Source organism: Oceanicola sp. 502str15 (assembly GCF_024105635.1).
GTDB lineage: Bacteria > Pseudomonadota > Alphaproteobacteria > Rhodobacterales > Rhodobacteraceae > Vannielia.
This window is the reverse complement of record NZ_WYDQ01000001.1, coordinates 3677609-3689700: the sequence shown is the minus strand read 5'-3', so window position 1 is coordinate 3689700 and position 12092 is coordinate 3677609. Positions and strand designations below refer to the sequence as shown.

The following is a 12092-nucleotide window of genomic DNA, read 5'->3' as shown; positions in this document are numbered from 1 at the left end:
TTCACCCTCCCAACATGCGCGGCAGGAACAGCACCACGGAGGGCAGCAGCACTATGACGGCAAGCCGGAAGATGTCCGCGATCCAGAACGGGGTCACACCCCGGAAGATCGTCGCGGTCGAGACATCGGAGACCACCGAGCGCATGATGAACACGTTCAGCCCCACTGGCGGGGTGATCAGGCTGATCTCGGTCACGACCACCACGACAATGCCAAACCAGATCGGGTCGAACCCGAGCACGACATGCTGAAGCGCTTTCTGGACAATCTCGACAGGCTCAACAACCAAACTGGACCCGATGGCCGCGAATAGGCTGCACTCCCTTACCTTGGCCCTCTGGCCGCCCGGCGGCGCCGTATCGCGAGCCCCTTGGAGATGACGGAACGCGACTGCCGAGGCGGCAAGGCTCGTGCGCGATGCGCGCAAGTGCCCTTCTTCGTGGCTTTATAGAGCGCCTGGACAATGACTTCGCGTCCAGCAGTCGACACGGGTGCCAGCCAGCATCGGAACGGACGGACCAAACGCGCGCTAGGTCAGGGTGGCTTCGGCAGGCATGGGAACGTTGAAGTCTGCGGCGCAGGTTGCGAGTCGGGTGGCGACTTCTGCGGGCAGCCGAACTTCGCCCGCACGTGACGCCGCAAGCGCTTCATTGGCCCGGTCGCCGGGCATTCGCACCGGCCGCCCCGGATCTATCGGGCGGTTGGCGCGGCAAAGGTCGCCAAGGTGTGAAACCTCGCGAACAAAGCCCTCGCGCCCTCCGAAGGCCTCCGGGTCGATGACTTGCAGAAAAACGTTGCCGCCCCAGCGGGTCACGTTTTCGGCCCGGCCATGCCCGGAGAGGCCTTGGGTCAGCATCTCGACCATCACCGCCATGGCAAAGCCCTTGTGGCCATGATCGGCGCCGCCGACCGGCATGATCGAACCCTTCGGTTGTGTGTTTACCACCGTCGGGTCGGTGCTCGGCTGGCCCTCGGCCGTAAGCATCCACGGGTGGGCGAACTCCACGCCCGTGTTCACCAGCTCGCGCACCTTGGAGACGGTGGTGATCGAGGCGCAGGTGTCGATCAGCACCGGGTGGCCGTCGGTCGGGTAGCCCACCGCCCACGGGTTGGGCGTGAGCAGTGGCTCGGTGCCGCCGAACGGCGCGACCCAGTTGCCCGAGGGGTCGGAGGTGGCGATGTAGCAGACAAAACCCTGCTCCGCGACAATCCGGGTGAGCGTGGAGAGGCAGCCGATGTGATGCGCCCGCCGCATGGAGAGCGCGGCCATGCCGAACTCGGCGGCGCGCGTCATGCAGGTGTCGAGCGCCTGCTGCATCAGCCAGTGGCCAGGCAGGTAGTTGCCATCCCAGACCATCGTGACTTTGCGGTCCTGCACCACCTCATGGGTGCCCTCGGTGGTCATGGTGCCGCCGGTCAGCTCGGGCAGATAATAAGGGATGAGCGAGACGCCGTGGGTCGTCACCCCCATTTCGTCGGTCTTCACCAGAAGCTCGGCCACCACGGCCGCCTTGTCTTCCGGCAGGCCGGCGCGGGTGAGCAGGGCGAGGGCGAAGGCAAGGAGGTCGTCGCGTTTGTAGGCGGTCATCGGATCATTCCCCCGAGAAAGAAAGCTGGACCTTCACCGCGCCGGAGCGGTCGCCAGCACTGTTGAAGGCTTCGACGGCCTGTTCCAGCGGGAAGCTGCCGGTGATGATCGGCGACACGTCGATCCGCCCGGCGCCGATCAGTGCCACCGCCTCGGCGAACTCGCCCGCAAAGCGCTGGGTGCCGTGGTAGGCGATCTCCTTGCCCACCAGCATGTTGAGCGGGATCGGCACATCGCCCGACACGCCCACCTGCACCAGCCGCCCGCGCGGGCGCAGGCAGGTGATGGCACTCTTGATCGCAGGGGCGGCGGCGGAGCACTCGAAGGCCACGTCGAAGCTGCCCTTGTTCTCGGCATAGGGCTCCAGCGCGGCGGCGTCGGTCGCCACGTTGATGGTGCGGGTCGCGCCCATCTTTGCGGCCACGCCGAGGGTGAAATCCTGAAGGTCGGTCACCACCACCTCCGCCGCGCCCGCCTCGACGGCAGCAGCGGCGCAGAGAGCGCCGATGGGGCCGGCGCCGGTGACCAGCACCCGCTTGCCCGCAAGGTCGCCCGCCTGATTGCGGGCGTGGAGGCACACCGCCAGCGGCTCGGCGCATGCAGCTGCGGCCAGGCTCACGCCATCGGCCACCTTCACGCATTGCGCGGCATCCACCACCATCCGGTCGCGGAAAAGGCCCTGCTCGTGCGGCATCCGCATGGCAGAACCGTTGAACCGCATCGAGAGGCAATGGATCGGCAGATCCTGCTGGCAGAAGGTGCAGGTGCCGCAGGGGCGGCTGGGGTTGATCGCCACGCGGTCGCCCTCGGCCACGCCGGTCACGCCCGCGCCAACCGCCACAACGGTGCCGGAAGCCTCGTGGCCCAGGATGATCGGCTCACGCACCCGAATCGGGCCAAAGCCGCCGTCCTGATAGTAATGTAAGTCCGAGCCGCAGATGCCGCCTGCGGCCAGCGCCAGCAGCACCTCGCCGGGGCCGGGCTCGGCCACGGGGGCGGTTTCGATCCGGATGTCGTTCTGGCCGTAGAGGCGGCAGACGCGGGCGTCCATGGGCAGGCTCCTAGGGGATGAGGACCGAGGGCAACCAGGTGGCGAGCGGCGGGATGTAAGTCACCGCGAGCAGCACGAGGATGTTGGTCAGAAGGAAGGGGAAGATCGCCACCACCACCGGCGCCAGCGGCAGCCGGGCGATATTGGCGCAGACGAAGAGGCACACGCCCACGGGCGGCGTGGTGAGACCGATCATCAGGTTCAGCACCGCGACGGTGGCAAAGTGGATCGGGTCGATGCCGACGGCGTTGGAGAGCGCCAGCAGCGGCACGAAGAGGATGATCAGCGCCGCGATGGTCTCGAGGAACATGCCGACGAAGAGCAGCAGTAGGTTGATCAGCAACAGCACCAGGAACTTGTTGTCGGTGACCGAGAGAACCGCATCGGCAATCGCCTGCGGGATGCGCTCGGAGACGAGGATCCAGCCGAAGACATTGGCAAAGCCAACGAGCGCGAGGATGCCCGCGGCGGCCACGGCGCTGTCTACCACGATGCCAGGTACGCGCTTGAGCGGCAGCTCGCGGTAGATGAAGGCGCCGACTAGGAAGGCATAAACCGAGGCGACGACGGCGGTTTCGGTCGGCGTGGCGAGGCCGGAGAGCAATCCGTAGATGATCAGGAAGGTCATCGCCAGCGCCCAGATCGCCCCGCCGAAGCTGCGGGCGACCTCGCCGAAGCCCTGCCACGGCTGATGCGGAAAGTTCTTGCGGCGCGAGATGATGTAGCAGGTCACCATCATCGCAAGCCCCATCAGGATGCCGGGGATGGCACCGGCGAGAAACATCTTGCCCACCGAGATGCCCGAGAGCGCGCCGACGATGATCATCGGCACCGAGGGCGGGATGATCGGACCGACCGTCGAGGAGGCGGCGGTGACGGCGGCGGAGAAGTCGGCCGGGTAGCCCGCCTTCTTCATGCCGGGGATCATTACGCCCCCGATGGAGGCCGCATCCGCCACGGCGGTGCCGGTGATGCCGCCGAAGAGCATTGAGGCGGCGATGTTGGTGAGGCCCAGCCCGCCCCGGATCCAACCCACCAGCGCATTGGCAAAGCGGATGATCCGCTCTGTGATGCCGCCCCGGTTCATCAGGTTGCCCGCAAGGATGAACCCGGGGATCGAGAGCAGCACGAACACGTCCATGCCCGCATACATCTTCTGCGGCATGACCACGGGCGGAATACCGGCGTAGAGCAGATAGGCGAGCGACGAGAGGCCCAGCGTGATCGCCACAGGCACACCCAGCGCGAGGCCGAGCACGAAGACGGTGAGGAGGATGGTCACGTCCATGAGGTCACTCTTCCTCTTCGGCGGGTTTGACGGGGGTGCCGTCTTCGGTGCCCGAGAGCATGGCGATGCAGCGGAGAAGGGCGAAGAGGGCAAGACCAGCGATCAGGATGAACACGGTGAGATGCGCCCATGTCATCCGCATGCCCAGCGCCGGAGCGGTCTGCATCTTGCCGATGGTCACGTATTTCCAGGCATGGGGCAGCAGGTAGAGCGCAAGGCCGGCGGTGGCGGCAGCGGCCAGCAGGCGCAGGAGCCACGGCAGCTTGCCGGGCAGCGACTCGCTGATCACGTCGACGTTCACCAGATCGCCGGTGCGCAGGCTGAGGCCCGCGCCGAAGGCCACGAGATAGAGCAGGGCAAAGCGGGTGAGTTCTTCTGTCCACACGGGCGACTGCCCCGTGGTGCGCCCCACGACCTGCACCAGCACGGTGCCGATCAGCACCGCAAAGGCCACGCCTGCGCCGGTACGGGCGATCAGGGTGAGAAGGCGAACAAGGGTCTCGACAGGGCGCATGGCGAAGATCTCCGGCGGGAAAGAAGGCGGCCGGCGCGGGGGAGAACCACGCCGGCCGTGTGCCCGAAGGCGGGGTTACTCGGCGAAGAGCCCCTCGACGATCGGGCGGATCTCGTCGCTGACGTTCGCCAGCACGGCATCCTTGGCCTTGGCGGCAAAGGCGGCGCCGTCGACCTCGACGAAGGTCATGCCGTTGGCCTCAAGGTAGGCGCGGTCATCGGCCACGCTCTGCTCGAAGAGCCCGCGCTCGTATTCCTGCGCCACGGCGGCAGCGGCCAGCACGGCCTCCTGGTCGGCTTCGGAGAGCTTGGCCCAGGTGCTTTCGGCGATGGTCAGGTAGATCCACGAGCGCACGTGCTCGGTGAGGTTCACGTGGCTCTGAACCTCGTTGAAGCTCGCCGACCGGATCAGCGCCAGCGGGTTCTCCTGCGCCTCGATGGTGCCGTTCTGCAGCGAGGTGAAAACCTCGGAGAAGGCCATCGGGCCGGGGGCCGCGCCGAGGGCGGACCACACGTCGATGAAGAGCGGCACGTTCGGCACGCGCATCTTCAGGCCGTTCAGATCGTCGGGAGAGGCGATCGGACGGTTGGACGTCAGGTTGCGCGGGCCACGGGCGAAATAGGCGATCGGGCGGATCTGGGCGGCAGAGATGATCTGCGCCTCGATCTGGTTGCCGATGTCACCGGAGGCGACCTCATCCATGTGCTCGATGGATTTGTAGGCGTAGGGCACGGCCAGAAGCGCGGCCATCGGCGCCCAGTTCTGAAGGCTCTCGCCGGTGATCGTCATGTCGACGGTGCCGAGCTGCATGCCGTTGATCAGGTCGATCTCCTTGCCGAGGCTCTCGTTGGGGAAGACCTCCACGGCGATCCGGCCCTCGGTGCGGGCCGCGACCTCTTCGGCAAACTTCACCGAGGCGAGGTGCCAGGGGTTGTCCTCATTCGCGAGGTGGCCGAGCTTCAGGGTCATTTCCTGAGCGAAGGCGGGCACGGCGGCAAACGCGGCCACGGCGGCGGCGAGAACCGGCTTTTTCCAATTGAACGTCATTCGTCTTTTCCTCCTTGGATAGGTGCATTGACCGGCTCGGGAATCCCCCCCTCCGGCACGTCGAAAAACTCGGGCTTGGCCGCATGGATCTGCGGCAGGTCGATCAGAACCTCGCGCAGGTGCGTGCGCACGGCGGCGTTGGCGGCGATGGTGTCGCCCTGCTCGATGGCATCCACGATGGCGCGGTGCTGGCCGACCAGCTTGGCCACCGGGAAATGGCCGAGCGACAGAAAGCGCACCCGGTCCATCTGCGACTTCAGCCCCTCGATCAGCCGCCACGCGCCGCGCTTGTCGGCGGCATCGGCCAGCGTGCGGTGAAACTGCTCGTCGAGCCCGATGAAGTCGGTCGGGGTGGAGGCCGCGACGGCTTCCTGCGCCCTGAGCTGCTCGCGCAGCTCGCGGATCAGGGCCGGGTCGGGACGGCGGGCGAGGATCTTGGCGATATCGGCCTCGATGGCTTCGCGCAGGAATCGCGCATTCAGAACGTCGGAATAGTTGATGCGGGTCACGATGGTGCCACGCTGGGGCAGCACGGCCAGAAGCCCCTCGCCCGCGAGCCGGATAAAGGCCTCACGCACAGGCTGGCGGCTGACGCTCCAGCTCTTGGCGATTTCGGTTTCAGAAATGCGGTCGCCGGGAGCGAGGCGGTTGCGGATGATGGCGTCACGCAGGTGCGCATAGATCTGCGGCGTGATCGGCGCAGCCGGATCCAGCGCAGCGGATGTAATGCGGTTTTCCGACATGATTCGCTCTCCTCCCGGCTCGTCTCTACCATACTTCCATACTTCCATACTAGTCAGGATCGGGCGAACCTGATAGCTTGTCCCGGACAGACGACTCGGGAGGCTCCTCACATGAAACAGACCTGGCGGTGGTTCGGCCCCCGTGACCTCGTATCCATCGACGACACGCTTCAGGCGGGGGTGCAGGGCATCGTCTCGGCGCTGCATCACGTGCCGACCGGCGCGGTCTGGACGCCTGAGGAAATTGCCAAGCGGCAACGCGAGATCGGCACCATGAAGGATGGCGCGCCCTCCGGCCTCGGCTGGGACGTGGTCGAGAGCCTGCCGGTCTCGGAAGACATCAAGAAGCAGCAGGGCGACTGGCGCAGCCACATCGCCAATTACATCACCAGCCTCGAGCACCTCGCCGGTGCCGGCATCGAGGTGATCTGCTACAACTTCATGCCGGTGCTGGACTGGACCCGCACCGACCTTGCCTGGCGGCTGCCAAACGGCGCCACCTGCATGCGCTTCGACCTCACCGATTTTGCCGCCTTCGACCTGCACATCCTCGCCCGCCCGGGCGCGGCGGAGGATTATGACGAGGCTCTCCGTGATGCCGCCGCGAAAGCCTTCGCCGAAATGTCCGAGGACCGGAAAGCGCAACTCGCCAAGAACGTCGTCTTCGGCCTGCCCGGCGCGGCGGAGAACTTCTCGCTCGAGGATGTACGCGCCCACCTCGCCGAATACGCCGCGATGACCGAGGACACCCTGCGCAAGCACCTGCTCGACTTCCTCGCCGAGGTCGTCCCCACCGCCGAGCGCCTCGGCCTGCGCATGTGCTGCCACCCCGACGATCCGCCCGTGCCGCTCCTCGGCCTTCCCCGGATCATGTCGACGGAAGTGCACTACCGAAAGCTGGTCGAGGGCGTCGACAGCCCCGCCAACGGCATCACCCTCTGCTCCGGCTCGCTCGGCGCCCGGCCCGACAACGACCTGCCCGGCATGATGGAGCGACTGGGCGACCGCGTGCATTTCCTGCACCTGCGCAACGTGAAGCGCGAGACGGCGGATATTCGCGGCGACTTCCACGAGGCCGAGCATCTCGGCGGCGACACCGACATGGTGGCCCTCGTCGAGGCCGCTCTGAAAGAGGAGGCCAAGCGAAAGGCCGCCGGCCGCGCCGACTGGTCCATCCCCTTCCGCCCCGACCACGGGCAGGACATCCTCGACGACCTCGGGCGCAGCGCCCAGCCGGGCTACCCCTCCATCGGGCGACTCAAGGGGTTGGCCGAGCTGCGCGGCATCATCGCCGCCCTCGGGCCCCGGGTGGCAGCATGAGGCTGGCGGGCCTGGACGGTCTGCCCGACGCCGTCTCCCGGCCCGGCTACACGCCCGCCGATCACGGCATAGGCATCGTCCACCTCGGCCTCGGCGCTTTCCACAAGGCGCATCAGGCCGCCGCGACGGATGCCGCGCTGGCGGCGGAGGACGGCAATTGGCGCATCTGCGGCGTCAGCCTGCGCAGTCCCGAGGCCGCCGCCCAGCTCGGCCCCCAGAACGGGTTCTACACGCTGATTGAGCGCAGTGCGGAGGGCAGCCGCGCCCAGGTGATCGGCTCCATCGCACAGGCGCTCTGCCTCGGCCCGGACCGTGCCGAGGTGCTGGCCGCGCTGACGGCCCCCACGACCCGCATCGTCAGCCTTACCGTGACCGAAAAGGGCTATGGTCTCAGCCGCGCCACCGGCGGTGTGGACGAGGCCCACCCGGCCATCGCCCATGACCTCGCCGCCCCCGAAGCGCCCATCGGCGTGGCCGGTCTGCTGGTCTGGGCGCTGAAGGCCCGCCGCGCCGAAGGCACCCCGCCATTCACCGTGCTCTGCAGCGACAACCTCCCGGAGAACGGCCACCTCGTCCGCGGGCTGCTAGTGGATTTCGCCCGACGCACCGCGCCCGAGATGGCCGAGTTCATCGCCAGCGAGGTCGCCTTCCCCTCCACCATGGTCGATCGCATCACCCCCGCCGCCACACCCGAAACGCTTGCCGCGGCCGAAGCGATGCTTGGCGTCCGCGATGAGGCCGCTGTTGAAACCGAGGCCTTCACCCAATGGGTGATCGAAGACCACTTCCCCACCGGCCGCCCGGCCTGGGAAGCGGCAGGCGCGATGTTCGTCGCCGATGTGAAGCCCTACGAGGAAATGAAGCTGCGAATGCTCAACGGCGCGCATTCGATGCTAGCCTACGCGGGCTTTCTCGCCGGCCACCGCCATGTTTCGGACGTGATGCAGGATGCCCCTCTGGCCGCACTCGTGCGCCGTCACATCGTCGCTGCCGCCGCGACCCTGCCGCCGCTGGCGGGCGTGGACCTCGCCGCCTATACCGAGGCACTCACCGTGCGTTTTGCAAACCCGCATCTGCGGCACCAAACCTACCAGATCGCCATGGACGGCACCGAGAAGCTGCCTCAACGCATACTCTCCCCCACCGAGGCGGCAATATCCAAGGGCCACTCAATCGAGCCATTCGCCTTCGCCATCGCCGCCTGGATGCGTTACGCAATGGGCAAGACCGAGGCGGGAGAGACCTACGCATTGCGGGACCCGCGAGAGGACGAACTGCGGCAGCTGATCGCAGTCACAGATGACACGGCGACAATCGTCTCCAACCTGATGGGCCTCCCGGGCCTCTTCCCGACGTCGCTCGCCGCATGTCCCGACCTGCACCGATCCGTAACATCGAAGCTGGAGACGATGTGTCAGAACGGAATGGCCAATGCGATCAGCATCGAGGCTCGTGAAAGTTCTCGTGACCCCGGACGGCGCGGTCAGCGCCGGGAGAGCGCCTGACAGAGCTGAACGAAGACCTCGGCCTGAGACGAAACGGCGAGAGATTCCCCTATCCGGAGCAACTTCCCGTGCGATGGATCGGTCGCTTTGCGGGTCGGCCCGGAAGCCAGCGCGGGTAGCGGCAAGCACGGGCATCCTCAAATTCATGCACTGCACCAAACCGGTCCAATAGATCCCCGGGATTGATGATCCTTTAGCGGCCTCTGAACCAGCGGCCGATCGCGGGCCACCGTAAAAACACAATCCGCCAGCCCCTCCACAAACTGCAGAGTAAGCCCCTTGCGAACGAAGGCCTAAGCCGCGAAGGGAGGAGCATTGTTGACGCCCGCCTGCCATGATCGGCCGCGCAGCCACAATTGCATTGAACCTTTACCCGCCGAGCCGCCCGACAAGCAGCCGCCCCACGTCTCCCAAGAATCTGTCACAACACCTCTTGCCATCCCTCAGGACTGACCGTAGAACCGCGCCACCCTGAGGGGCGGCAAGCCGCTCCCCGTGCCCGGGTAGCTCAGGGGTAGAGCAGTGGATTGAAAATCCTCGTGTCGGTGGTTCGATTCCGCCCCCGGGCACCATCACTCCTTCCAGAGACGTCCAGAGTGGTTCAAACCCTTGTAATCTATGGGCTGCGAGTCCACGTTGGTCCAGAGAAGACCTGGGGTATCAACGAGGAAGTGGGGTACTCCGAAGGGTAGCCAGAGTGTGATTCCGATTTTTGATGATGCCCCTGACTGACGCCGCCATAAGGAACCTCGGACCGCGGGATAAGCCCTACAAGGTCTTTGATGGCCACGGTCTATTCATCCTCGTGAACCCGAGCGGCTCACTGCTCTGGCGGTTTCGCTATCGCTTCAACGGTCGTGAGAAACTGCTATCGCTCGGTTCGTACCCGCTCATTGGCCTCAAGCTCGCCCGTGAGAAGCGGGATGATGCCCGTCGTCTACTTGTTGACGGCTACGACCCATCGGCAGAACGCCAGAAGCGCCGTCGAGAGGAAGAGCCTGAGCGTGAGTTGACCTTCGGGGACCTCTCCATCGAGTACATGGAGAAGCTCCGGTTGGAGGGTCGTGCGGAGCAGACCTTGCGCAAACAGCAATGGCTGATCGACCTGACCCTGCCGCGGCTCGGCTCCATGGAGGTCACGGAGATCCGCGCGCCCGACGTGCTCTCTTGCCTGAAAGAGCAGGAGGCGGAAGGCAAGTTCGAGACTGCAGCCCGGATGAGGACCACCGTCGGGTCTGTCATTCGATACGCGATTGCGAGCGGCCGTGCAGTCAATGACCCGACTGCGGCCCTGAAAGGCGCACTTGTGCGGCCGACGAAAAGCCACCGCTCAGCGATCCTAGACAGAACCCAACTGGGGCGTCTGCTGCTCGACATCAAGAAATACCACGGTGAGCCAAAGACAGCCATTGCGCTGCAGCTCCTGGCGATGCTTGCGACCAGACCGGGTGAACTCAGGTTGGCCAACTGGAGTGAGTTCGACCTAGCGGCCGCGATATGGCGAGTGCCGGCCGATCGTACGAAGACGCGGAGGCCCCACCGTGTGCCCTTGCCGGTGCAAGCGTTAGAACTGCTTCAAGAACTGGAAATGTTCCGAATGAAGAGTGGCTTGCTGTTCTCGTCGACACAGAACTGGAAACGGCCGATCTCCTCTAACACTCTCAATGTCGCGCTGCGCCGCATGGGATACAGTAAGGAAACCATGACTGCCCATGGGTTCCGCGCCACCTTTTCTACTTTGGCGAATGAGTCTGGCAGGTGGAACTCGGATGCAATCGAGCGTGCGCTGGGTCATGTGGAGGGCAATGAAGTGAGGCGAGCCTATGCCCGCGGCGAATACTGGGAGGAACGAGTTGAGTTAGCCCAATGGTGGGCCGATCAGCTGGATTCCTATGCTTTGGAAGCCGCGAAGGAGAGGCTCGTATGACTGCTTCTGGTGAGGAACAGGCCGCAACAGCATTTACCCTAGAGGACACCAGAAACATTCATAGGACAGTTGGTATCGAACTTGCGGCAGGCGTCACGCTGGAGGGGCTTCAAGCGGCCTTCAATTACCTGTCGACAGTTGCGACCCTGTACTCTTTTGAGGAACCTCTGAACGGTCCACGTGCAAAGGCCGTTCGGGGCCTCATCGAAAACTACGATAGGCTTGAGGCCAGTTTGCGCGCGGTGGCTTCGACCGACTTCTTTGCTCCGATACCGCCGACCAAGTGGCGTGCAGACTTTATCAAGTGGAGAAACGAGATTGAGGCTGCGTTGAAGAGCGACCTGCCGGACCATTCCCGCCGCAGCCCTCTTCGTTTTTTCTTTGGGGAAATTCTCAAGCTGTTTCGTAAAGCTTATCAAATCGAACCCAGAATATGGGTCGACCAAGGTAAGGGATCGCCGGTAGTAGAGTTCGCTTACGCTTTCATACAAGTGGCGAAAGATAGGGTCGATGCCGCGAGATTGGCATCCGCCAGATCAACTGAGTCCGGCCGGGCGAAGAACTACTGGCTGGCGCAGTCCAAGGACTCGGTGAGGCAGCATCTGTCTGATGCCCTAAAGGTCGAAGAGGCGCAGGACGGCCCAAGCGGGAAGAGTGGCACGGCACACCATGGCGAGCATCTGTTCCTCAGCCTGCTTCGCCCGGGCCCAGAGGCGCACTAACCTGTCAAGGAAGAGTTGACCGCAGTTTCGAGTGTCAACTCTTCCTAAATGAACTCAGGGAGTTCCGTCATCGTCCAGCAAGGGTCAGCAAGCACCCACTTAAGCTGGAGCCAATGATGCAGATCGAACTATCCAATGCCAAACCCTGGACCGACTGTAGTCCGTCTGGGCGCCTTCTCCGTCCCGTGGAAGTTTTCGAGCGGACTGGGCTGAGCCGTTCCCAGGTTTATGCGATGATCGCGGAGGGTACGTTTCCGCCGTTTCTCAAGCTGTCCAAGCGGGCGTCCGCGATGCCCGAAGCCTGGGTAGATTGTTTTGTCGAGGCGCGCGCCCGTAGCGCTATTGCTGAAGCTAAGTCCGCCTAGCCTCTCCTACGCCACACTACTT

At 64.9% G+C, this 12092-nt stretch carries 11 protein-coding genes, 1 tRNA gene and 1 pseudogene; 6 read left to right on the top strand and 7 right to left on the bottom strand.

The window, feature by feature from the left end:
- Position 1: 1 nt before the first annotated feature.
- From GTH22_RS18120 to GTH22_RS18090, 7 genes and pseudogenes are all read right to left on the bottom strand, one after another.
- Positions 2-238: pseudogene (locus tag GTH22_RS18120) on the bottom strand (TRAP transporter large permease subunit); the annotation flags it as partial.
- Positions 239-529: 291 nt separating this feature from the next.
- Positions 530-1588 (bottom strand): Ldh family oxidoreductase, encoded by a 1059-nt coding sequence (locus GTH22_RS18115; RefSeq protein ID WP_252946991.1) that lies wholly within the window; start codon positions 1586-1588, stop codon positions 530-532.
- Between the two features lie 4 nt (positions 1589-1592).
- Positions 1593-2639, bottom strand: coding sequence for an L-idonate 5-dehydrogenase (locus GTH22_RS18110; protein ID WP_252946990.1), 1047 nt, complete (start codon positions 2637-2639; stop codon positions 1593-1595).
- Positions 2640-2649: 10 nt separating this feature from the next.
- On the bottom strand, positions 2650-3927 hold the full coding sequence (locus GTH22_RS18105) for a TRAP transporter large permease (protein WP_252946989.1): 1278 nt from the start codon (positions 3925-3927) through the stop codon (positions 2650-2652).
- Between the two features lie 4 nt (positions 3928-3931).
- Entirely contained in the window at positions 3932-4441 is a 510-nt protein-coding gene (locus tag GTH22_RS18100; protein WP_252946988.1) for a TRAP transporter small permease, read from the bottom strand.
- Between the two features lie 75 nt (positions 4442-4516).
- Positions 4517-5488 (bottom strand): TRAP transporter substrate-binding protein, encoded by a 972-nt coding sequence (locus tag GTH22_RS18095; RefSeq protein WP_252946987.1) that lies wholly within the window; start codon positions 5486-5488, stop codon positions 4517-4519.
- Positions 5485-6231 carry a GntR family transcriptional regulator gene (locus GTH22_RS18090; RefSeq protein ID WP_252946986.1) on the bottom strand — a complete coding sequence of 249 codons (747 nt, stop codon included), beginning with the start codon at positions 6229-6231 and terminating at the stop codon, positions 5485-5487. The genes GTH22_RS18095 and GTH22_RS18090 overlap by 4 nt, the downstream gene beginning before the upstream one ends.
- A 111-nt stretch (positions 6232-6342) precedes the next feature.
- On the opposite strand from GTH22_RS18090, the gene uxuA reads away from it, so the two are divergent.
- The 6 genes from uxuA (at position 6343) to GTH22_RS18060 (ending at position 12070) form a co-directional block, all read left to right on the top strand.
- Entirely contained in the window at positions 6343-7551 is a 1209-nt protein-coding gene (gene uxuA / locus GTH22_RS18085) for a mannonate dehydratase (RefSeq protein WP_252946985.1), read from the top strand.
- A complete protein-coding gene (locus GTH22_RS18080; RefSeq protein ID WP_252946984.1) occupies positions 7548-9056 on the top strand; it encodes a mannitol dehydrogenase family protein in 1509 nt (502 codons plus the stop codon). Before uxuA ends, GTH22_RS18080 begins: the two co-directional genes overlap by 4 nt.
- 497 nt (positions 9057-9553) lie before the next feature.
- A tRNA-Phe gene (locus tag GTH22_RS18075) sits at positions 9554-9628 on the top strand.
- A 143-nt stretch (positions 9629-9771) separates the two neighbouring features.
- Positions 9772-10983 carry an integrase arm-type DNA-binding domain-containing protein gene (locus GTH22_RS18070; protein ID WP_252946983.1) on the top strand — a complete coding sequence of 404 codons (1212 nt, stop codon included), beginning with the start codon at positions 9772-9774 and terminating at the stop codon, positions 10981-10983.
- Positions 10980-11705, top strand: coding sequence for a hypothetical protein (locus GTH22_RS18065; RefSeq protein ID WP_252946982.1), 726 nt, complete (start codon positions 10980-10982; stop codon positions 11703-11705). Before GTH22_RS18070 ends, GTH22_RS18065 begins: the two co-directional genes overlap by 4 nt.
- 113 nt (positions 11706-11818) lie before the next feature.
- Positions 11819-12070, top strand: a complete 252-nt coding sequence (locus GTH22_RS18060) for a helix-turn-helix transcriptional regulator (protein ID WP_371928366.1) — start codon at positions 11819-11821, stop codon at positions 12068-12070.
- The last annotated feature ends 22 nt before the right edge of the window (positions 12071-12092 follow it).